Annotated in this window: 28 protein-coding genes; 21 read left to right on the top strand and 7 right to left on the bottom strand. The window is 68.8% G+C overall.

Annotated features, from left to right (window positions below; translation table 11 throughout):
• Positions 1-157: 157 nt before the first annotated feature.
• Entirely contained in the window at positions 158-322 is a 165-nt protein-coding gene (locus ACWEF2_RS30385) for a hypothetical protein (protein ID WP_355591353.1), read from the bottom strand.
• A gap of 215 nt (positions 323-537) precedes the next feature.
• Between ACWEF2_RS30385 and ACWEF2_RS30380 the strand changes: the two genes are divergently transcribed.
• The 5 genes from ACWEF2_RS30380 to ACWEF2_RS30360 all read left to right on the top strand — a co-directional run bounded on the left by ACWEF2_RS30380 (position 538) and on the right by ACWEF2_RS30360 (position 5496).
• On the top strand, positions 538-1191 hold the full coding sequence (locus ACWEF2_RS30380; RefSeq protein WP_453819709.1) for a response regulator transcription factor: 654 nt from the start codon (positions 538-540) through the stop codon (positions 1189-1191).
• Positions 1192-1271: 80 nt separating this feature from the next.
• The gene (locus ACWEF2_RS30375) at positions 1272-2570 is read left to right on the top strand and encodes a sensor histidine kinase (RefSeq protein ID WP_453819711.1); all 1299 of its coding nucleotides are present in this window, start codon (positions 1272-1274) and stop codon (positions 2568-2570) included.
• A 290-nt stretch (positions 2571-2860) separates the two neighbouring features.
• Positions 2861-3160 carry a DUF4193 domain-containing protein gene (locus ACWEF2_RS30370; RefSeq protein ID WP_271222331.1) on the top strand — a complete coding sequence of 100 codons (300 nt, stop codon included), beginning with the start codon at positions 2861-2863 and terminating at the stop codon, positions 3158-3160.
• Positions 3161-3241: 81 nt separating this feature from the next.
• Positions 3242-4069, top strand: a complete 828-nt coding sequence (locus tag ACWEF2_RS30365) for a hypothetical protein (RefSeq protein WP_453819708.1) — start codon at positions 3242-3244, stop codon at positions 4067-4069.
• A 53-nt stretch (positions 4070-4122) separates the two neighbouring features.
• Positions 4123-5496: an alpha,alpha-trehalose-phosphate synthase (UDP-forming) gene (locus ACWEF2_RS30360; RefSeq protein ID WP_453819707.1), complete on the top strand. Its 1374-nt coding sequence runs from the start codon at positions 4123-4125 to the stop codon at positions 5494-5496.
• A gap of 36 nt (positions 5497-5532) precedes the next feature.
• On the opposite strand, the gene ACWEF2_RS30355 is transcribed toward ACWEF2_RS30360, so the two are convergent.
• On the bottom strand, positions 5533-5829 hold the full coding sequence (locus ACWEF2_RS30355) for a DUF4235 domain-containing protein (protein ID WP_453819706.1): 297 nt from the start codon (positions 5827-5829) through the stop codon (positions 5533-5535).
• Between the two features lie 409 nt (positions 5830-6238).
• On the opposite strand from ACWEF2_RS30355, the gene ACWEF2_RS30350 reads away from it, so the two are divergent.
• The 6 genes from ACWEF2_RS30350 (at position 6239) to ACWEF2_RS30325 (ending at position 10441) form a co-directional block, all read left to right on the top strand.
• Positions 6239-7474, top strand: a complete 1236-nt coding sequence (locus tag ACWEF2_RS30350; protein WP_453819705.1) for an AI-2E family transporter — start codon at positions 6239-6241, stop codon at positions 7472-7474.
• Between the two features lie 11 nt (positions 7475-7485).
• Positions 7486-8040, top strand: coding sequence for a PaaI family thioesterase (locus ACWEF2_RS30345; protein ID WP_453819704.1), 555 nt, complete (start codon positions 7486-7488; stop codon positions 8038-8040).
• The gene (gene dut, locus ACWEF2_RS30340; protein WP_453819703.1) at positions 8037-8480 is read left to right on the top strand and encodes a dUTP diphosphatase; all 444 of its coding nucleotides are present in this window, start codon (positions 8037-8039) and stop codon (positions 8478-8480) included. Before ACWEF2_RS30345 ends, dut begins: the two co-directional genes overlap by 4 nt.
• 131 nt (positions 8481-8611) lie before the next feature.
• A complete protein-coding gene (locus tag ACWEF2_RS30335) occupies positions 8612-9304 on the top strand; it encodes a DUF3710 domain-containing protein (RefSeq protein WP_453819702.1) in 693 nt (230 codons plus the stop codon).
• Positions 9305-9352: 48 nt separating this feature from the next.
• On the top strand, positions 9353-9745 hold the full coding sequence (locus tag ACWEF2_RS30330; RefSeq protein ID WP_355591321.1) for an OB-fold nucleic acid binding domain-containing protein: 393 nt from the start codon (positions 9353-9355) through the stop codon (positions 9743-9745).
• 21 nt (positions 9746-9766) lie between these two features.
• Complete coding sequence (locus ACWEF2_RS30325; protein WP_453819701.1) at positions 9767-10441, top strand: DUF3159 domain-containing protein; 675 nt, start codon at positions 9767-9769, stop codon at positions 10439-10441.
• A gap of 151 nt (positions 10442-10592) precedes the next feature.
• On the opposite strand, the gene ACWEF2_RS30320 is transcribed toward ACWEF2_RS30325, so the two are convergent.
• Together ACWEF2_RS30320 and ACWEF2_RS30315 are read right to left on the bottom strand one after the other, a co-directional pair.
• Positions 10593-11252 carry a potassium channel family protein gene (locus ACWEF2_RS30320; RefSeq protein ID WP_453819700.1) on the bottom strand — a complete coding sequence of 220 codons (660 nt, stop codon included), beginning with the start codon at positions 11250-11252 and terminating at the stop codon, positions 10593-10595.
• On the bottom strand, positions 11252-11917 hold the full coding sequence (locus ACWEF2_RS30315; protein WP_453819699.1) for a potassium channel family protein: 666 nt from the start codon (positions 11915-11917) through the stop codon (positions 11252-11254). The genes ACWEF2_RS30320 and ACWEF2_RS30315 overlap by 1 nt, the downstream gene beginning before the upstream one ends.
• Before the next feature lie 117 nt (positions 11918-12034).
• Between ACWEF2_RS30315 and ACWEF2_RS30310 the strand changes: the two genes are divergently transcribed.
• Positions 12035-14092, top strand: coding sequence for an APC family permease (locus tag ACWEF2_RS30310; RefSeq protein WP_453819698.1), 2058 nt, complete (start codon positions 12035-12037; stop codon positions 14090-14092).
• Between the two features lie 63 nt (positions 14093-14155).
• Complete coding sequence (locus ACWEF2_RS30305; RefSeq protein WP_453819697.1) at positions 14156-15403, top strand: class I SAM-dependent RNA methyltransferase; 1248 nt, start codon at positions 14156-14158, stop codon at positions 15401-15403.
• Between the two features lie 343 nt (positions 15404-15746).
• Here ACWEF2_RS30305 and ACWEF2_RS30300 read toward each other — a convergent pair whose 3' ends face one another.
• Together ACWEF2_RS30300 and ACWEF2_RS30295 are read right to left on the bottom strand one after the other, a co-directional pair.
• A complete protein-coding gene (locus tag ACWEF2_RS30300) occupies positions 15747-16046 on the bottom strand; it encodes a hypothetical protein (RefSeq protein WP_453819696.1) in 300 nt (99 codons plus the stop codon).
• 427 nt (positions 16047-16473) lie between these two features.
• Complete coding sequence (locus ACWEF2_RS30295; RefSeq protein WP_453819695.1) at positions 16474-17262, bottom strand: GntR family transcriptional regulator; 789 nt, start codon at positions 17260-17262, stop codon at positions 16474-16476.
• A 182-nt stretch (positions 17263-17444) separates the two neighbouring features.
• Between ACWEF2_RS30295 and ACWEF2_RS30290 the strand changes: the two genes are divergently transcribed.
• Positions 17445-17615, top strand: a complete 171-nt coding sequence (locus ACWEF2_RS30290; protein WP_453819710.1) for a helix-turn-helix domain-containing protein — start codon at positions 17445-17447, stop codon at positions 17613-17615.
• Positions 17616-17680: 65 nt separating this feature from the next.
• Here ACWEF2_RS30290 and ACWEF2_RS30285 read toward each other — a convergent pair whose 3' ends face one another.
• The gene (locus tag ACWEF2_RS30285) at positions 17681-17995 is read right to left on the bottom strand and encodes a helix-turn-helix domain-containing protein (RefSeq protein WP_453819694.1); all 315 of its coding nucleotides are present in this window, start codon (positions 17993-17995) and stop codon (positions 17681-17683) included.
• A 152-nt stretch (positions 17996-18147) separates the two neighbouring features.
• Between ACWEF2_RS30285 and ACWEF2_RS30280 the strand changes: the two genes are divergently transcribed.
• The 7 genes from ACWEF2_RS30280 to ACWEF2_RS30250 all read left to right on the top strand — a co-directional run bounded on the left by ACWEF2_RS30280 (position 18148) and on the right by ACWEF2_RS30250 (position 20761).
• Positions 18148-18396, top strand: coding sequence for a helix-turn-helix domain-containing protein (locus tag ACWEF2_RS30280; protein WP_453819693.1), 249 nt, complete (start codon positions 18148-18150; stop codon positions 18394-18396).
• The gene (locus ACWEF2_RS30275; RefSeq protein WP_453819692.1) at positions 18393-19235 is read left to right on the top strand and encodes a phage antirepressor N-terminal domain-containing protein; all 843 of its coding nucleotides are present in this window, start codon (positions 18393-18395) and stop codon (positions 19233-19235) included. Before ACWEF2_RS30280 ends, ACWEF2_RS30275 begins: the two co-directional genes overlap by 4 nt.
• An 80-nt stretch (positions 19236-19315) precedes the next feature.
• Positions 19316-19594 (top strand): hypothetical protein, encoded by a 279-nt coding sequence (locus tag ACWEF2_RS30270; RefSeq protein ID WP_453819691.1) that lies wholly within the window; start codon positions 19316-19318, stop codon positions 19592-19594.
• Entirely contained in the window at positions 19591-19734 is a 144-nt protein-coding gene (locus ACWEF2_RS30265) for a hypothetical protein (RefSeq protein ID WP_453819256.1), read from the top strand. The genes ACWEF2_RS30270 and ACWEF2_RS30265 overlap by 4 nt, the downstream gene beginning before the upstream one ends.
• Positions 19731-20063, top strand: coding sequence for a hypothetical protein (locus tag ACWEF2_RS30260; protein WP_453819690.1), 333 nt, complete (start codon positions 19731-19733; stop codon positions 20061-20063). The genes ACWEF2_RS30265 and ACWEF2_RS30260 overlap by 4 nt, the downstream gene beginning before the upstream one ends.
• On the top strand, positions 20060-20389 hold the full coding sequence (locus tag ACWEF2_RS30255) for a hypothetical protein (RefSeq protein ID WP_453819689.1): 330 nt from the start codon (positions 20060-20062) through the stop codon (positions 20387-20389). Before ACWEF2_RS30260 ends, ACWEF2_RS30255 begins: the two co-directional genes overlap by 4 nt.
• A 189-nt stretch (positions 20390-20578) precedes the next feature.
• Entirely contained in the window at positions 20579-20761 is a 183-nt protein-coding gene (locus ACWEF2_RS30250; RefSeq protein WP_453819688.1) for a hypothetical protein, read from the top strand.
• The last annotated feature ends 5 nt before the right edge of the window (positions 20762-20766 follow it).

Raw genomic sequence — 20766 nt, 5'->3', positions numbered from 1 at the left:
AGCACGTGCTCGATGCCGGGGCACTCCCCGACCGCCTCGTCCACGGTCGGCTTGAGCGCGCTGGGCGCGCCGCGTCGGCACACCGGGCCGTGGGCCGGATCGGAGGAGACCGGACGCGAAGGAGCCCCCCGGGGCGCCCCCGGGGGGCTCCTTCGCATCAGCGCTGGATGGGGATGCCGTTGTCTGTGGCCAGACGGTGGAGATCCTCGATCTCGGCGGTGAAGGTGTCGGCGAGGTAGTGATCGCCGGAGGATCGGGCCTCTTGCAGGTTCTTGTATGCCTGGTCGAGGCGGTGTTCGATCGTGGTGGTGAACTCGCCCATCTCACCTTCTTTCTCACGGGGGTTGAAGGCCGGGTCGGCAAGGGGCTGGCTTCGGGCTGTACCCACCGCCGCCGGGCAGCTAAACCTATATGTGCCTTACATCACGCATTGTGGTGATGGAGGTATGGCCTTACCGCCGTCTTACGAGGGTATGGCGACAATGAGTAGCTGTTCCGGCGGCTGTTCGCAGATCTTAAGGGGAGGTGCCAGAGGCCGTGCGAGTGCTTGTGGTGGAGGACGAGCGGGTGCTCGCGGACGCGATCGCGACGGGACTGCGGCGTGAGGCCATGGCGGTGGACGTCGCCTACGACGGTGCCGGCGCCCTGGAACGGACCGCCTACATCGACTACGACGTGATCGTCCTGGACCGGGACCTGCCCAAGGTCCACGGAGACGAGGTCTGCCGCCGCCTGGTGGCCGAGCGGACCGCCTCCCGGATCCTGATGCTCACCGCGTCCGGCGACGTCGACGACAAGGTGGAGGGGCTGGGGCTGGGCGCCGACGACTACCTGGCCAAGCCCTTCGTGTTCATCGAGCTGGTGGCCAGGGTGCGGGCGCTCGGGCGCCGCTCGGCTCCGGCGCTGCCGCCGGTGCTGGAACGTGCCGGGGTCCGCCTGGACCCGGGCAGGCGCCTGGTCACCAGGGACGGCGAGGAGGTCGCGCTCACCAAGAAGGAGTTCGCGGTCCTGGAGGAGCTGATGCGCGCCGAGGGCGCGGTCGTCAGCCAGGAGGACCTGCTGGACAAGGCGTGGGACGAGAACATCGACCCGTTCACCAACGTGGTGCGCGTCACCATGATGACCCTGAGGAAGAAGCTGGGTGAGCCTCAGGTGATCGAGACGGTGCCCGGGGTCGGATACAAGTTGTGAGTACGCCGACGGGCGGGGGAGAGGAACGGCGCGTGGGTTTTCCGGCAGGAGAGCCCGGCCAGTCCGTGCCGACCCACCCGATGATCAGCCCGCACTCCGAGCGGGTCCCCCGCAACGGCGGTCGGCCGTCCCCGGCCTTTCCGGTGAAACTCCAGCCGCCGCCGCCCACCGGGCCGCCGGTCTGGGACGGTCCGCCGCCGCCCGGCGCGGTCTCTCCGCAGTCCACCCCCCTGGAGCGGATGCGGGCGATCGTCGGCCGGGTCGGCATCCGGTGGCGGCTCACCATCACCTACGGCGCGATGTTCTTCATGGCCGGGGTCCTCCTCCTGTTCGTGATCTACATCATGGTGGGCTGGGCGATCGACCAGGCGTGGCCGCCGCTCGATCTGGACGGCTTCCCGCCGTCCCTCGCGGCCGATCTCGAACAGCGGTGGAACGTCTACCTGCACCTCGCCATCGACAGGGCGCGCGAGGCCCTGCTCACCCGGTCGCTGCTCGCCCTGGCCGGGGTGGGTGTTCTGGCGACCATCATCGGCTACCTCGTCGCCGACCGCGCGCTCAAGCCGATCCAGCAGATGACCGTGACGGCCCGCAAGCTCTCCGGCAGCACCCTCGCCCACGAGCGGATCGACCTCAAGGGGCCCGACGACGAGCTCAAGGAGCTGGCCGACACCTTCGACGCCATGCTCACCAGGCTGAATGTGGCGTTCGACACACAGCGGAGGTTCGTCGCCAACGCCTCGCACGAGCTCCGCACCCCCCTGACGATCAACCGGACGGTCCTGGAGATCGCGCTGGGCGACCCGGAGGCGTCGGAGGATCTCAAGGCGCTCGGCCGTACCCTCCTGGAGGTCAACGCCCGCAACGAGCGTCTCATCGAGGGCCTGCTGCTGCTGGCCCGCAGTGAGCGCGAGCTGAGCGTGCGCAAGCCGGTGGACATGAGGGACGTCGCCCAGGCCGCGGTCGAACAGCTCGCCCCGCGCGCCGAGGAGGCCGGGGTCACCGTGACCACGGAGCTCCAGAACGCCGGTACCGTAGGCGATCCGGTGCTCCTGGAGCGCTGCGTGGCCAACCTGGTGGAGAACGCCATCAAGCACAACCTGCCCGAGTCCGGCCGTCTGTGGGTGCGCACGGGAATGGTGGAGGGCGCACTGGTTGTTCAGGTGGCCAACACCGGGCCGCACGTGCCCGCGTATGAGGTGGGCAGTCTGTTCGAGCCGTTCCGGCGGCTCAACGCCGACCGGGTCGACTCGTCCAAGGGGGCCGGTCTCGGGTTGTCGATCGTCCGTGCCGTCGTGCGCGCTCACGGGGGTAATGTGACCGCGGTCCCCAGGGACGGCGGAGGTCTCGTGGTGACGGTGAGACTTCAGTCGCGCTGATCCGGCGGGGGGCGTCTCGTTCACGCCGTACATGTGGTTGGATGTGCCGTCGAACACGGTGGTGCATGTCGCCAATGCTGTGGTTTACGCCATATTTGGCTAACCGTGGCCACTGGCGGTGGGTCCCTCACGTGTGGGGAGGTTCGACGACCATTCCGACGGGGTACCGAAGCAGGAATCTATCTGGCGGATCGGGCACAAGTTGAGCCTCTCGAACGTTACACACGCGCGAACGAGCGCAGACAGATTGACAAGCGCAGACAGATAGACGAGGGGGATGGAGCAGACCGATGGCTACCGACTACGACAGCCCACGCAAGACTGATGACGACCTCAACGAGGACAGTCTTCAAGAATTGCAGGCACGCCGTACCGACAAGTCCTCGGGCAGCATCGACATCGACGAGACGGATCTCGCCGAGTCGCTCGAACTGCCGGGCGCGGACCTGTCCAACGAGGAGCTCTCGCTCCGGGTGATTCCTCGTCAGGCCGACGAGTTCACCTGTGCGCGGTGCTTCCTGGTGCATCACCGCAGCCAGTTGGCCGTTGAGAGGAACGGCCAGCAGATCTGCAAGGAGTGCGCGGCCTGACGATGTTCCGACGGCCTGTCCGATGTGTGTCCGTCCATCGACGGGTAGGGCTCCAGGGCAGCCTTGAGGAGGTTCCGCGACATGACGTCAGAGAACAGACAGACCGATGCCGAGCCGGGCGACTCCACGGCCGGGGAGTCGACCGGCGCACCGGATCGGGCGGGCGGCACGCCGGACAGGGAGGTGGCTGAGCTCGTCGGCAGGCTCGTGGAGCCCGGCGACATGGGCGGTGCCGAGCGACAGCGGTTGCTCGGCCGTCTGACGGCGGCGCTGGCCAGAGGCTCCGCAAGGGCCAAGGCCACGGGGGTGGGCCGGGGCCGGTGGCTGGCTGACGTGTTCACCGCCGTCGCGCCCCGCATCCCCATCCGTGATCTGGCGACCCTCTCCGCGCACCACCACGGGTTCACCTCCGAGGCTCTCGCCGACGACCTCGTACGGACCGCGGCCAAGGCCACCATGACCGTCGGCGCCATCGGCGGAGCCCTCGCGGCGGCGGAGTTCGCCGCCCCGCCCCTGCTTCTTTCAGCCCCCGCCCAGCTCGTGGCCGAGACCCTCGTGGTCGCCGCGATCGAGGTCAAGCTCCTCGCCGAACTGCACGAGGTGTACGGTGTGCGGGTGCCCGGTACCGGCACCCAGCGGGCCATGGTCTTCGTGGCGGCCTGGTCCAGACAGCGTGGTGTCGACCCGATGGCCCCCGCCTCGGTCACCCTCGCGCTCGGCGCGGCCACCAAGACGGCGCTGCGCAACCGTCTCATGCGTACTCTCGGACGTCACCTGACCACCCTCGGCCCCTTCCTCACCGGAGCCGTGGCCGGCGGGGCCCTCAACCGGGTCGCGACAAGGAAGCTTGCCAGTGTCGTTCGGGATGATTTGAGAATTCATCGGGTGCTTCCACCCGGTAAGTCATAGAAACGTCTGAATTGGGTAGTTGTTACCAGTAGACCGACTACCTGGAGGACTCTGTGCAGGGTCGCAGTTCATTTTTGATCGTCGCGAACCGCCTCCCCGTTGACCGTGCGGGTGACGACATGTGGCGGCGCAGCCCCGGCGGCCTGGTCACCGCGATCGCCCCCGTCCTCCAACGCAGAGAAGGTGCCTGGATCGGCTGGCACGGCGCCCCCGGCGAGTATCTCGACCCCTTCGAGCACGACGGCATGCAGCTCATCCCCGTCCCCCTGTCGGAGTCGGAGGTCGAGCTCTACTACGAGGGCTTCTCCAACGCCACCCTCTGGCCGCTGTATCACGACGTGGTGGCCCCCCCGGCCTACTCACGCCTCACCTGGGAGGCCTATCGCGCGGTCAACGACCGGTTCGCCCGTGCCGCCGCCGAGGAGGCCGCGGAGAACGCGGTGGTCTGGATCCAGGACTACCAGCTCCAGCTCGTCCCGGCCATGCTGCGCAAACTCCGCCCGGACCTGCGCATCGGCTTCTTCCTGCACATTCCCTTCCCGCCGGTCGAGCTGTTCTCGCAGCTGCCCTGGCGGCGGGAGATAGTGGAGGGCCTGCTCGGCGCCGACCTGGTCGGCTTCCAGCGCCCCGGCGGCGCGTCGAACTTCATCCGGCTCTGCCGCCGCCTGCTCGGCCTCCCGCACCACAAGAACGAGATCCACGTGGGCGACCGGGTGGTGCGGGCCGCGGCGTTCCCCATATCGGTCGACTTCGGCGAACTGGACTCCCTGGTCCGCGAACCGCACATCATCGAGCGCGCCAAGGAGATCCGCACCGAACTGGGAGACCCCGAGTGCATGCTGCTCGGCGTGGACCGGCTCGACTACACCAAGGGCATCGGCCAGCGGCTCAAGGCGTTCGGGGAACTGCTCTCGGAGGGCTCGATCAAACCCGGGGAGGCGGCGTTCGTGCAGATCGCGACGCCGAGCCGGGAGCGGGTCGAGGAGTACATGCGCCTGCGCGACTCGATCGAGCTCCAGGTCGGCCGGATCAACGGCGAACAGGGCGAGTTCGGTCAGCAGCCCGTGCAGTACATGCACCAGTCCTACGGCAGGGAGGAGCTGGCCGCGCTCTACCTGGCGGCGGACGTGATGGTGGTGACCCCGCTGCGCGACGGGATGAACCTGGTCGCCAAGGAGTACATCGCCTGCCGCAACGACCTGCGCGGCGCGCTGGTGCTCAGCGAGTTCGCCGGGGCCGCCGACGAGCTGCGGCAGGCGTTCATGGTCAACCCCTACGACGTGGACGGACTCAAGCGCACCATGCTGGCCGCGATGCGGGCCACACCACACGACCTGTCCCGGCGGATGCGCTCGCTCCGCAGGCGGGTCGCGACCTACGACGTGGACCGCTGGGCGAAGGAGTTTCTCGCCGCGCTCGAATCCTGACCCCCGTGGTACGGCACGCCCCACCGCCGGAAGGCGTCAGGAGGCGACCTCCCTGGCCGTGTCCTTGACGGCCTTCCACGCGTTGTAACGCTTCCTGGCGGTGCGGGCGACCACGATCTGCGCGACCTGCATGCCCACCCCCATCACCACGGCGTAGCCGATCGCCTCGCCCAGGCCGATGTCCAGCGACTCGCTGTCCGCCGGGGGCTTCCTGCCGGTGGTCTTCTCCCAGGCGAACCCGATGACCTTTCTGGCACCCCAGGCCGTCACGAGTCCCACCAGGCCACCGATGGCCCGCCATGCCATGTCCTGCTTCTCGGTCTTGTCGGCCATGGTTCCCTCCCCTTCGCGCGCTCCACGCGGGTTTTCGCTCCGCAGAAGAACACTAGTCTCCTCCAATCCGGCGGCACGTGACGCCATACCACGGGGCGATCCTCCGGCCGTCCCCGCCCGGCCACACACGTGAATCTGTCCTTTCCGTCGGACGCTTCCGCCGTACGGTCGAAAGACGACAGGTGAGGGAGGAGAACATGACTCCAGGCTGCGGCAACTGCAGTTGCTACCTCGACGACAGGGTGATCGCCCGGCCACCGGGAGAGCGCTGATCCGGACCGTGCGCGGAGGGTCCGGCCGCGCAGCCGGGTCCTCCGCTCCGTGTCCGGCCGATAACCATGCGCATTCCAGGCCGGGGCGTGACAGTCTGGATGGTGTGATCTCCGATCGGGAACGTCTGACACAGCTGGTGCCGCGCATCTTGCTCCGCATAGCCGTCTGGAGCCTGTGTCTGATCATTATTGGCTGGGCGGTGTTCTACTTTGCGCAGTTCATCGCGACGTTACACATCGTGATCCTTCCGGTGGCCGTCGCACTGCTGCTGACCGCGCTGCTGTTCCCCATCACCCGCAGGCTCCGGGCGGTCGGCATACGGCCGATCTACGCCACCTGGATCACCATGCTGATCGCGTTCGCGGTGATGGGCGGCACCGGCTGGTTCATCGGACTGCGGGCCAACGACGAGTTCCCCGGCCTGGTCGACCAGGTGAAGGCGACCTCCAAGACCGTGGAGCAGTGGTTCTACACCGGCCCGCTGCACCTGCAGCCGAACCAGCTCACCAAGTGGATCGACGAGATCGCCACGCAGGTCACCGCGCAGCGCAACCAGATCACCCAGACCGTGCTCACCGGCGCCACGGTGGCGCTGGAGGTGCTCGCCTCCCTGGTGCTGCTGCTCTTCGTCACCTTCTTCCTGCTCAAGGACGGCGATCGCATCTGGTCGTGGTTCCTGAGGGCGTTCGGCTCGGCCGCGCCCCGGGTCGACCGGGCCGGGCGGATCGCCTGGGTGACCCTCTCGCACTACGTGCAGGGCACCGTGGCGGTGGCCGCCGTGCACGGTGTGGTCATGGGCATCGTGCTCGCCGGGATGGGCGTGCCACTCTGGGCGCCGCTCGCCGTGCTGATCTTCCTGGCCAGCTTCATCCCCATCGTCGGAATCTTCTTCGCCGGCGGGGTCGCCACCGTGGTGACCCTCGGCGCGAAGGGCCCGATCTACGCTCTGATCTTCCTGGGCATCCTGCTCGTCGAGCAGCAGCTGGAGAACCACGTCCTCCAGCCGCTGATCGTCGGCAGGGCGCTGAGTTTCCACCCGCTGGCGATCATCCTGGTGCTGGCCGTGGGCGGTATCGTCGCGGGCATCGCCGGCGCCGCGGTGGCGGTGCCGGTCGCGGCTGTGATCTACCGGTCGCTGCCGGCGCTCATGAGCGATCCACCGGTGCCGGATACCGGGCCTCCGGACGCGGGGGCCCCACCGGCCGATTCGGCGGCGGGCTCGGAGGCGGGCGCGGAGTCGCCGGAGAAGCCCGCCGAGCCTGGCGCCGCCGGATCCGCCGAGCGGGCAGGACAGGGGGGCGCCGCCGGACCCGCCGGAGCGGGCGGCCCCGCCGGTCCGCCGAATGAGGAATCCCCCCAGCACAGGGGGTAACGTTCTGCTCCGTGACCCGTTCCACGCTGACAACCCCTCCACCGGGAGCGGCACCGCCGGAGGCGCACCCGGACGCGCCCGCCCCCGGCACCCCGCTCGGCTCCCACTACAGCAACTGCTTCGGCTGCGGATCCCGGCATCCGACCGGTCTCCACCTGAACGCCGTCACCCCCGACGGGCTCACGGTGGTCGCCGAGTTCACCGTGGGGGAGGTGCACCAGGGCGCGCCGGGCCTCGCGCACGGCGGTCTGCTGGCCGCGGCGATGGACGAGATCATCGGTATGTCGATCTGGCTCTTCCAGCGCCCCTACGTCACCGGGCGGCTGGAGACCGACTATCTCGCTCCCGTTCCGGTCGGCACCACCCTGCACCTGCGTGCCTGGTGTACCGGAACCTCGGGCAGGAAGGCGTACCTTGAGGCTGAGGGGCGGATCGGCTCACCGGACGGCCCGGTCGCCGTGCGGGCCGCGGCGCTCTTCATCGAGGTGAGCATGGAGCACTTCGCCAAGCACGGAGATCTTCAGACCATTGTCGACGAACATCACGAGTACGAGGTGAACCCGTGACCAGCAAGGTCGAGGTGCTGATCCACCGGCTCGACGCCGGGCTGCCGATGCCGTCCTACGCCCACCCGGGCGACGCCGGCGCCGACCTCCACGCCGCCGAGGACGTCGAACTGCTGCCCGGGGAACGGGCCGTGGTCGGCACCGGTGTGGCGATCGCCCTGCCCGACGGATACGCCGCGTTCGTTCACCCGCGTTCCGGCCTGGCCACCAGGCACGGTGTGACGCTCGTGAACGCGCCGGGCACCGTGGACGCGGGTTACCGGGGCGAGATCAAGGTGACGTTGCTCAACACCGACAGCAAGGACGCGGTACGGCTGCGCAGAGGGGACCGCGTCGCGCAGCTCGTGATCCAGCGGGTGGAGCGCGCCGTTTTCTACGAGGTGGACCGGTTGCCCGGCTCGACGCGAGGCGTCGGCGGGTTCGGGTCCACCGGCCGCTGACAGGGAGCCGGCCGATGAGCCCCCGTGTAACGGCCGACGAGTCCGCCGCCGGAGCAGTCCGCGGCGCCGTCGTCACCCGTGAGGCGGGGCCGCGGAGAGCGACCAGTGAACCTTCAAGGAGCGTGAGGAAAGTGTTCGGACGTCGTCGTCGTGAGGAGTCTCCGGCCCCGGCCGGGGAGGTCGAGCAGGCCGAAAGGGATGAGCGGGCCGAACCGGCCCGGACTCGTGAGGCAGGCCCGTGGGACTCCGATGAGCAGCACTCCCAGCGGGAACGGGTGGACCTCGGAGGGCTGCGCCTGCCGGTCGATCCGGGTTTCGAGGTACAGCTCAATCTGGCCGGTGACCAGATCGTGGGCGCGGTCGTCGTGTTCGAGGAGAGCGCCCTGCAGGTGCACGCGTTCGCGGCCCCCAAGCGCAGCGGGATCTGGGAAGAGGTCCGGGCCGAGCTCGCCGAGGGCGTGAAGGGCGCCGGCGGTACGGCGGAGGAGCAGCAGGGCCCCTTCGGGGTCGAGCTGGCCGCGCGGGTTCCGGCCGACGGGGTGGCCCAGCCGGTCCGCTACATCGGCGTCGACGGGCCGCGCTGGTTCCTCCGCGCGGTGATCAGCGGCCGTGCCGCGCTGGACGCCGAGGTCGCCGCCACGCTGGAGGACGTCGTCCGTGACATCGTGGTGGTCCGCGGTGACGAGCCGATGGCACCCAAGGAGCCGATCGAGCTGCGGCTTCCGCCGGAGGCCAGGCAGGCCGTGGAGGAGCAGGCCGAGCAGGCCGAGGTGCCCGACCTCAAGCCGTTCGAGCGTGGTCCGGAGATCGCCGAGCTTCGCTGACATGGGGGATCGCGTACGCTGATTCAACACGTATGTGAAGGAGAGGTCGTGGGTTCTCAGGAACCGCATAAACAAGGCGGATTTCGAGGCTTCTTCCGGCGGCTGACGACGAGTCAGGCCGAACTGGAGGCCAGCGAACTCCAGCAGGACCTCGATCGCCACGGCGCGACGCCCATCGCCTCGTGTGGCGGCCGACGCCGATTCTGCGTCACCGGTACACTACGGACGGTGACGTTGCGCCCTCGCGGGGGTGCGCCCGCGCTCGAAGCGGAGCTCTACGACGGTTCGGATGTGATCGACCTGGTCTGGCTGGGGCGCCGGAGGATCGCCGGCATCGAACCGGGCCGGATGCTACTGGCCGAAGGGCTTGTCAGCCTCCAGGACGGGCGCAAGGTGATGTTCAATCCCAGATACGAGCTGCGCCCGGCGGGCGGTGCGTGAGCGATCGACGACCACGGAGCGGTGAGCGAGAAGATGAGCACCACCGAGGAGAACACCGCGCACGCCACGGTGGAGGCGGCGATGCGCAGTCAGCTCGCCAAGGCCTTCGGCGGCGTGCGGGGCGTCATCGAGGCCGCCGTGCCCACGGTCGTCTTCACCGTGATGTGGATCGTCACCTCCGAGCTGAAGCCGTCACTGATCGTCAGCGTCTCCACCGCGGTGGCGTTGCTGATCGCCCGGCTGCTGCAACGGTCGACGCCGCAGTTCGTCGTCAACAGCCTGATCGGCATCGGCATCGGCGCGTTCTTCGCCTCCCGCACGGGTGAGGCGAAGGACGTCTTCCTGCCGGGCATCCTCTACAACGCCGGCTACGCCGTGGCGATGCTGCTGTCAATCGTCGTCAGGTGGCCGGTGGTGGGTTTCCTGATCGGGTCCGTCACCGGCGACCCCACGGCCTGGCGCGGGGATCCGGACGTCGTGCGGCTCTGCTCCAGGCTCACCTGGATGCTGATGCTCCCATGCGTGATCCGGGTGGCCGTCCAGTTCCCCGTCTACGTCATCGGGGGGAACGACGCGGTCGCCGAGCTGGGCATCCTCAAGATCGTGATGGGCTGGCCGCTCCAGGTCGCGAGCCTCGCCGCCATGGTGTGGCTGCTGGCCAGGGGCCGGACCCCGGTCAGGCCCGCCGTCCCCTGACCCGCCGCCGAGACGGTCCCCGGGTGCCGCCGCCTCCCTGACGAGTCCCTGAGGAACCCTCCGGCACTCCGGGTCTTTCCGGCCGGCCCTCCACCACCGTCCGGCCCTCGCGGCGGGAGGGCCGGGTCGGTGACCGCTCTTCGGGTGGGGGTCAGTGCGGGGACAGCAACCGGGCCAGCTCCTCCTCGACCTCCTGGTTGGCCACGAACATCAGCTCGTCCCCGGCCTCCAGCGGGTCGTCGTCGGTGGGGACCAGCACCCGGCCCTCACGCAGGATCGCGACCAGGGCGGTGTCGGTCGGCCACGGCACCGAGCCGGCGCGCTGCCCGACGACCGGCGCGTCCTCGGGCAGGGTGAGCTCGACCAGGTTGGCCTGCCCCTGGCGGAAGGTCATCAGACGGACCAGGTCGCCGACGCTCACCGCCTCCTCCACCAGCGCGCTCAGCAGGCGCGGGGTCGAGACGGCCACGTCCACGCCCCACGACTCGTTGAACAGCCACTCGTTCTTGGGGTGGTTGATCCTGGCGACCACGCGTGGAACGCCGTACTCGGTCTTGGCGAGCAGCGACACGACGAGGTTCACCTTGTCGTCGCCGCTCGCGGCGACGACCACGTGGCAGTCGGCCAGGCCCGCCTCGTCCAGCGAGGAGATCTCGCAGGCGTCGGCGAGCAGCCACTCGGCCCGTGGCACGGTATCGATCTTGATGGCCCTGGGGTCGATGTCGACCAGGAGGACCTCGTGACCGTTCTCCAGGAGTTCGGCGGCGATGGACCGGCCGACGGCTCCCGCACCCGCGATGGTGACGCGCATCAGTGCCTCTCCTCCGGAGCCCCGGAGAGCACCTTGTTGATGCGTTCCATGTCGCTCTCGACCGCCATGACGTGCAGGATGTCGCCCTCCTGCACCACGGAGTCGTTCCGGGGCAGCAGGGTCTCGCCCATCCGGTTGAGGAACGCCAGGCGGGTGCCCGCGGCCTCCTCCAGGTCCCTGGTCCTGATGCCGATCCAGCCGGGGTGGTAGGCCACCTCGGCCAGCACGACGGCTCCGGTCGGATCGCGCCAGAGCGGCTCGGCCCCCTCGGGAAGGACCCGGCGCAGGATCTGGTCGGCGGTCCAGCGGACCGTGGCCACGGTGGGGATGCCCAGCCGCTGGTAGACCTCGGCTCGCCGGGAGTCGTAGATACGGGCCACCACGTTGTCCACGCCGAACGTCTCGCGGGCGACCCGGGCGGAGATGATGTTGGAGTTGTCGCCGCTGCTCACCGCCACGTAGGCGCCGGCGGACTCGATACCGGCCTCTTCCAGGACATCACGGTCAAAACCAATGCCGGTCACCCGGCGGCCCCGGAAGCCGGCCCGCAGTCGGCGGAACGCCTGCGGATCCCGGTCGATGATCGCGACCGAGTGGCCGCTGTCCTCCAGAATGTGCGCCAGGGTCGAACCCACTCGGCCACATCCCATGATCACGATATGCATGCTCCCCCGCCGGTCGCGTTGAGGCGGATCTTGTTCCCGAATGTACTTAGCCAGTATGAACCGTTTCGGGAGTGCCGCGTCAGCGGAGCATATAGATGGGCACTAGCATCGGCAGACGTGTCAAAGGTGACGGACCTCGTCAAGCGCCTCTTCATCGGGCGTGCGCTGCGTAGCACGCAGTTACATGAGCAGTTGCTCTCCAAACGCATCGCGCTGCCCGTTTTCGCAAGCGACGCGCTCTCCTCGGTGGCCTACGCGCCGCAGGAGATCCTGGTCATCCTCTCCATCGCGGGCCTGTCGTTCTACGGCTTCGCCCCCTGGGTCGCCGCCGGCGTCGTCGTGGTGATGCTCACCGTCGTGGCGTCCTACCGGCAGAACGTGCACGCCTACCCCAGTGGCGGCGGCGACTACGAAGTGGCCACCGTCAACCTGGGGCAGAACGCCGGCCTCACCGTGGCCAGCGCGCTCATGGTCGACTACGTTCTCACCGTCGCCGTGTCGGTGGCCAACGGCGTCGACTACGTGGGCGCCACCATCCCCTACGTCGCCGAGCACAAGCCGCTGGTCGCGATCGTCATCGTCGTCGTGCTGACGGTGGTCAACCTCCGCGGCATCCGCGAGTCCGGCGCGGCGTTCGCCATCCCCACCTACGCCTTCATGATCTCGGTCATCGGCCTGGTCGCATGGGGAGGCTTCCGGTTGCTCGTCCTCGGCGACGAGCTGCGCGCGCCCACCGCCGACTACCAGATCGTCGCCGAGCAGACCAACCTGACCTCCTTCGCCGCAGCCTTCCTGATCCTGCGGGCCTTCTCCTCCGGCTGCGCCGCGCTCACCGGTGTCGAGGCGATCAGCAACGGCGTGCCCGCCTTCCGCAAGCCCAAGAGCAAGAACGCCGCGACCACGCTGCTGATGATGGGCCTGATCGCGGTGACCATGTTCGTCGGCATCATCGCGCTCGGCCTGGCCTCCGGCGTCAAGCTCGCCGACCCCGCCGTCGTCGCCCACGACATGCTCATCGACGGCCGGCCCGCCGGTCCCGACTACTACCAGCAGCCGATCATCGCCCAGGTCGCCGACGCCGTCTTCGGCGACGGGTCGGTGTTCTTCTTCGCCATCGCCGCGGTCACCGCGCTGATCCTGTTCCTCGCGGCCAACACCGCCTTCAACGGCTTCCCGGTGCTCGGCTCCATCCTGGCCCAGGACCGCTTCCTGCCCCGGCAGCTGCACACCCGGGGCGACCGGCTGGCCTTCTCCAACGGCATCGTCATCCTGGCCGCCGGCGCCTGCCTGCTGCTCTGGGGGTTCGAGGCCGACGTCAGCCGGCTGCTCAACCTCTACATCGTCGGCGTCTTCGTGTCGTTCACGCTGAGCCAGATCGGCATGGTCCGGCACTGGAGCCGGCACCTGAGAACCGAGACCGACCCCAAGGTCCGGGCTCAGATGCGGCGTTCGCGGGTCATCAACTTCTTCGGCGGCATCATGACCGGGGTGGTGCTGGTGGTCGTGCTGCTCACCAAGTTCACCCACGGCGCATGGATCGTCTGCGTGGCCATGCCGGTGCTGTTCCTGACCATGAAGGGCATCCACCGCCACTACGAGAACGTGGCGGGCGAGCTCGCCGTGGCCGAGGACATCCAGGTGGACGAGACGATGCTGCCCGCCCGCAACCACGCGATCGTCCTGGTCTCCAAGATTCACAAGCCGACCCTGCGCGCCCTCGCCTACGCCCGCGCCACCCGGCCCTCCACACTGGAGGCCGTCACCGTGGGGGTGGAGGGCGAGGAGGCGCGGCTGCTGCAGGAGGAGTGGGAGCGACGGGGCATCCCGGTGCCGTTGAAGATGCTCGACTCCCCCTACCGCGAGATCACCCGTCCGATCCTCGACTACGTCAAGTCGCTGCGCCGCCGCTCACCCCGCGACGTGGTGACCGTCTACATCCCCGAGTACGTCGTCGGCCGCTGGTGGGAACACCTGCTGCACAACCAGAGCGCGCTCAGGCTCAAGGGCCGCCTGCTCTTCCAGCCCGGTGTCATGGTCACCAGCGTGCCCTGGCAGCTCCACTCCTCGGACCGTCTCAAGGGCCGTCCCGAGCCCTTCGCCCCCGGCGCGGTCCGCCGTCCACGCTCCGAGGCGGCCGGGCAGGACGTGGCTCAGGACCAGGACGCCAAGGCTTAACCTTTCGTATGTACCCCTGACTGCGGGGAGGCTTGACCGACGACGAACCTTGGGGGCATGGCGATGGCGATCGAACTGACTGTGGGGCCCGTCGCACACGGTGGCTGGTGCGTCGCCCGTCATGACGGCCGGGTGGTCTTCGTACGGCACGCGCTCCCCGGTGAGCGCGTCCTCGCCAGGGTCACCGAGGAGACCACCCGGTTCCTCAGGGCCGACGCGGTCGAGATCCTCGACGCCTCCCCGGACCGGGTGACCCCGCCCTGCCCGTTCGCCGGTCCAGGCCGCTGCGGGGGCTGCGACTGGCAGCACGCCTCCCTCGACGCCCAGCGCCTGCTGAAGACCGACGTGATCGCCGAGCAGCTCAAGCGGCTGGCCGGGATCGAGTGGAAGGGCGTCGTGGAGGAGGTCCCGGGCGCCCCCGACGGCCTGGGCTGGCGCACCCGCGTCCAGTTCGCCGTCGACCGGGACGGCGTCCTCGGCCTGCGCCGTCACCGCTCCCACGACATCGAGCCGGTGGACGCCTGCCTGATCGCCCACCCCGAGGTGGAGAACGTCGGCGCCGAGGTCATGAACTGGCGCAACGCCTCCTCGGTGGAGGTCATCGCCTCCAACACCGGGGACCAGGCCGTCGTGGTCGCGCCCAAGCCCCGCCGTACGGTGGCGGTGCCCGATCTCGACGCGAGCGTGGCCGTCTTCGTGAACGAGGGCAAGGGGCACACCCGTGTGGTCCACGGCCGCAACCACCTCGTGGAGCGCGTCGGCGACCGGAACTTCCAGGTCACCGGGAGCGGCTTCTGGCAGGTCCATCCCGGAGCCGCGGTCACCCTGCTCGACGCGGTCCTGGAGTTCGCCGCCCCGCGGCCGGGGGAGTGGGCGCTCGACCTCTACTGCGGTGTCGGCCTGTTCGCCGCAGGTCTGGCCGAGGCGGTCGGACCCGAGGGCGCGGTGTTCGGCGTCGAGTCCGAGTCCCCGGCCGTGCGCGACGCCGAGCGCAACCTCCGTGACCTCCCACAGGCCCGCTTCGCCCGGGGCCGGGTGGAGAGCGCCCTGGACCACTTCGGCATCGAGCGCGCGGACCTGGTCGTCGTCGACCCGCCCCGCGCCGGTCTCGGCCGCGAGGTCGTCGACCGTATCGCCACCCTGGAGGCGAGCCGGATCGTCTACGTCTCCTGCGACCCGGCCACCCTCGCCCGCGACCTCGCCTGGTTCGGCGACCGGGGCTACCGCCTCGCCGACCTACGGGCCTTCGACGCCTTCCCGATGACCCACCACGTGGAGTGCGTGACCCTGCTGGTCAAGGACGCGGTCTAGTCCCTGACCAGCAGGTATGTAACACATGGTGTTTCATCAAACCCCAGGACACCCCAGGTAAATTCAAGATCTTTGCGCACCAGGTGCGCACGATCATGAAAACGCCTCCGGTCTCGGGGCGTAGTCACACCGGCCATATGGGGTTCACCCGCCACCGGCCGCCGCGGACTCCCACTCCACGACGGCCGGTTCGCGTCTCCGGCCGACCCTGAGCGCTACAGAGCGGCCACAAGCCCGTCGGGACACCAGAGACAGCCAACCCGCTCCCTCGATGCCCCGCCGCGCGCTCTGGGCCACGCACAGCCGCACTCACGCCCCCGGGCTGAGGCTCCCGCGTCCCGGGCTACGCGCAGGCCGGACAGGCCGCCATCGCCATGGTGCGGGCCTGCTCGTCAATGCTGGTGACCTGCCGCGTGTCGAGGCAGTACCGGCACGACAGTGCGGCGGACACCACCGGGTCACGCCAGACGCGGTGCTCCCACGCCGGCGGCCGAGGCGGCGGCGCCTGGTCGCCACGCTCGGCGGGCTCGTGCTCGCCACCGACCCAGCCCAGGCCGCCGCAGAACCTGCACGCCAGGAACAGGGCGCCGAGGCGCTGGCCCTTGGCTCCCCCGCACTCGGGACAGGTGATCGGATCGGTCATTTCCGCCCCGTCCCATTGCACGCCGTGCAGGGCACCCACTTCTCGGCGGTCTCCTTCGAGCCGCCGTTCATGGGGATCCACTCGCCCTGACCCCCCAGGCACACGTCACAGATCGGTTTCTCGTCGGCCATGATTCGACCGTACGCCGGAGCTGGAGGCCCGTCATGCGAAAGCCCCGGCCGAAGCCGGGGCCTCCACCCCCTCACCCCCACCTGCGTGGGGAGCACATAACTACCGATATCTCGCAGGCCACATTTCCCGGTTCACCCCCACCTGCGTGGGGAGCACCTTTCTGGTCTCCTGCAGGTCGCTGACCCAAGCGGTTCACCCCCACGTGCGTGGGGAGCACCACCGGGTGGTCTTCTGCCGTCCGAGCGTGATCGGTTCACCCCCACGTGCGTGGGGAGCACACTTGCTGACCTGCATGCTAGCCGTCTGTGGGGTCCACGGGATATCGGTACCGCAGGTCCCACTGGTGCGTCGGCATGATGTAGATCGTTACCTTGACCGGGCGATCATCGGCTGTCCATCCGATGTGCGTGATGTCGTAGACCCGCTCATCCTCGGAGATGCCGAGGAACGCAAGCTCATCGGGGCGAGGGGGCCGGACGATGATTCGCTCTTCGAGTTCCTGTTGTGCGTGGCCAAGTTCGGCTAGGCGGCTTGAGATACCGCCAACGCCCGAGTCCTCCTGAGCAATGGGTGTTCCATCGGCGATGCTCCGTGGGATGTAGCTGGTAGCGATCTGGATGGGCACCTCCTTCGTCCCTTCCGAGGGAGCCGCGCGCATCCGGCGGGCGCGGACGATGACGCTGTCCTTCTTGGGATCGACGCCCAGAATCTCCGCGACACGCTCGGGCGGCCGTCCGGGCCCAACACTGTTCTCCGAGCGCAGGGTGTAGCCCAGATCGGCCAACTCGGTGGCTAAGGCCCCCCGGCTGCCCGCGCGCTCACGGCGCTCACGGCTGTGCCTGGTGGCCGCATGGCGGGACAGCGGCGGCAACTCGCGGACGATCGTGCCCACGCCGCGATGCACGCGCACCAGGCCCTCGGCGACGAGGATCCGTAGCGCGCGGTTCACGGTTGCCCGGTTGACCCCGAGCTCCTCGGCCAAGTTCTCCTCGCGTGGCAACTTCTGGCCACGCGGATAGATCCCGTCCTCAATGCGGGCGCGGATGACGTGGGCAATCTCGCGGTACTGACTGGCGGCGGACATGGCCTGAATCCTATCTGTCGCAGCACTACGTACTTCATGCCCGTTGACCCAACGTCGAACGAGTAGTATGAAGTACGTAGCACATAGTTCCTCTCCAGTAGGGAACGCTCTACTGGGGAGGGCTTATTCCCGCATGTCCGATTTGGAGGTGCCCCGTGTCCAGTCCCACCCCTGAGCCCCTGATGCATCCGGAGGAGGTGGCCAGGATCTACAACGTTGACCCGAAGACGGTGACTCGATGGGCGCGGGCCGGCCGCATCCGATCCACCAAAACACCCGGCGGCCAGTGGAGGATCTACGCCTCCGAGGTCGAGGTTTGCTCCGACGCTCGTGCCGATGGGGAGGTGCGGTGACTACCGACCTGGCCCTGACGGAGTCGCCGACGCTGCGCGCGGCCTACGTCGACCAGACGGAAGCCTTACCTCGCCTTTCGTCTGAGCCGCTGCAGAAGTTCATCGACAAGCTCTTCGTCGTCAAGTTCGGAGAGGTTGGGCGCGACGGCGACATGCCTAATGTCGGCCTCTTCTGGCGTGATGGCTCCGGAGGCAACGAGGGCTTCAACGATCGGACGCTGGTAGGCGCGAGCGAGACGAATAACGGCCTCGGGACTGGGGGCCGTTCCCGTCTTCCAGCGCCAGACGGTGGCCTTGTCCACATCGATGGTGGCGGCGATCGCCCTCTGTGTAGCGCCGCTGGTGATGCGCTCGACGTACTGCCACCACGTGTCCGTCATGCCTCACAGCGTATATGCACGGATGCAGTCGTTTCCAGTTCCTTTCCGCACGTCGGTTGCGTCAACGCAGTCATGACGCTAGCTTTATATGCATCAACGCAGTCACCAGCGGAAGGGGGACTGCACCGATGACGACACCCCATGGAGCGATCATGGCCACCCTTGCCCTGCGCGCCGACAGGCTCACTACCTATCGGCGCCTCGCTGGACTGGAGACCGACGCCAGCTTGGCACGCAGGATCGGCGTCGATCCGACGACCGTGTACCGCGTCCTTAACGGAAAGACCGTGATGTCCGCACGGTTCATCGCCGGAATCGTCGATGTGTTTGGCGTCGATCTGTTCGGTGACCTGTTCGAGATCATTTCGGACGCTACTCACACCGAGGACGGTGCGGCGTGACCGAGATCGTCAAGGTGCCGTTCCATGGGAGTCTCCTCCACACCGCCCTGAACAGCCACGGCGAGCCCGCCGTGATCCTGAAGCCCACCGTGGAGAGCATGGGCCTGGATTACTCGGCGCAGCTTCAGAAGCTCCGCCGCAAGTCGTGGGCAGTTGTGGGTGAGACACCCACAACTGGTGCCGACGGCAAGACGTACAAGATGACGATCGTCGATCTGGACACCTGGTCGATGCTGCTCGCCAACATCGACGAGCGTCGGGTTAGTGACGCCGTTCGGCCACTGGTCATCAGGTACCAACGGGAGTCGGCCCGGGTTCTGCGCGAGTACTGGACCAGGGGAGCGGTCCCAGCCCCGGCCCGCGAGGTTTCACGCCGGGAGCTGGCTCAGTGGGTGATCGAGGCGGAGGAGCGCGCGGAACTGGAGACCGCCCGCGCCGATGCGGCCGAGGAGCGGGCCGAGGTCGCCGAGCGGAAGTTCGCCGAGTTCGAGGGCGGCTCCGGCATCACTCCCACGAAGTTCCACAAGAAGTACTTCTCCGAGGTTCCCGCCAAGGTCTTCTTCGAGCACCTTTACAGCCGTGGCTATCTGATCGACCAGCGCGGCACTGTGTGGGACGAGCGGCGGCAGTGTCGCAAGGACGGTCCCCAGCATTTCGAGCCGGGGTCCAAGGGCAAGCCGTTTCTCTACCTCCACGAGGCCGGGGTCTACGGCGGAAAGCGCCGTTTCCAGACGCTCGTCCGCCCCGGCGAACCCGAGCTGGCGTTCAAGGCCCAGCTCGTCCGAGAGGGGCTGAGAGCCAACCAGCACGCCGTCGCCCTGTTCTCGGCCTCTCGCTAGATGGGCCTGCCGGTGCAGCAACACCGGACAGGCCCCTGATTCACCCGCCCGACCTCGCAAAAGAACAGGAAGGAAGAATCGTGTCTCACCCTACCCTCGTGCCGTGTCGGCCGTGGTGCACCGAGCACCACGACGGCGGCCAGCACCCCGAGGACGCCTACTGCCTGGGCGTTGTGCCCACCCCGGCCGGTGACCTGCTGCTCGCCGAGCTCGACGGCCGCCCCACGCTGCTGCTGCACCGGCTTCAGGACGTCGACCTCATGCTCGACGAGGCGGAGGTCGTGTACGCGGCGATGGGCCGGCTGCTCGCCTCCGCGAAGGCCGCCCGCCAGTCCGAGCTGGTCGGGGGTGTGCTGTGAGCCAGTGGCCCTCCGGCGCCTCCAGCAGCGCCCGCCCCGGCAAGCCGATCTTCTCCTGCCGTCACTACCTGGCGTCCACCTCGCCGTGCTCGAAGTGCTCGCAGCCCCAGCAGACCAAGCCCGCTGGGGGCACCCGATGAGCCACTGCGACATCACCTGGTGCGAGACCACCTACCCCCACACCACCATCCACCGCGCCGTCATGCCCACCACCGACCCCACCACCCGAGTCGAGATCCGCCAGGTCGGCGACCGCCCCGCCGAGGTCGTCACCACCACCTACGGCCCCTACGGGCAGGTCACCAAAACCAGGCACACCGCCGAGGCCGCCGCCCAAGTCGGCCGGGAGACCTACACCAGCGGCGACATCGACCTCGGCTGCTGGCTCATGATCGCCTCCGACCTCGCCGGGGGTGTCCTCGACGCCCTCGCCCACGTCGCCCCCGCCGAGAGCGGAGGTGTCCGGTGAGCGAGCAGACCTGCCCCACCTACCCCTGGTGCAAGATCACGTACCGGCACGGCGCCGTGCACCTCGCCCTCGTCGCCCTCCTCCGTGAGGTCTCGGTGTCCATCCGCACGGTCGGCGGGCCCGTCGAGGTCACCGTCACCGCCTACGAGCCGGGCACGGTCAGGGCCGCCGGTATCCCGCCGACGGCGCTCCCCCCGGCCACCGCACGCTCCCTCGGCCAGACGATCGCCGGCCGCGACGCCGAGCTGGGCGAGGCGCTCATCGCCGCCGCCGACCAGGCCGACCAGGCCGTCGAGGGCGACACCCGCGCCCACGGGGAGGCGTGATGGCCCCCGAACTCGCCGCCGACGTCGCCTGGCTCAACGCCTTCGATGACGCTGCGGCCGGCACCAACACCCCCACCAGCAGCACCGACGACGAGGAGGAGAAGTGATCCCCTACCTGATCGGCGGCGGCATCCTCCTCGTCCTGGCCGTGCTCGCTATGGCCTCCCGGTCCGACGACGGGGAGTGCTGATGACCCCCGCCGAGCAGCTGGCCGCCGACGTGGCCCGTCTCGACCGGCTCTCCCCGGACGAATTGCTCCTGGAGACCGGCCTCGCCGAGCTCGCCGCCGCGACCGGCGGCGAGACCGACCACGACCGCACCTACCGGGCCGAGCTCGAACGCCGCGCCATGACCGACGGGAGCACTCGATGAACCTG

This window comes from Streptosporangium sp. NPDC004631 (assembly GCF_053601935.1).
This window is presented reverse-complemented; position numbering and strand designations above follow the sequence as displayed.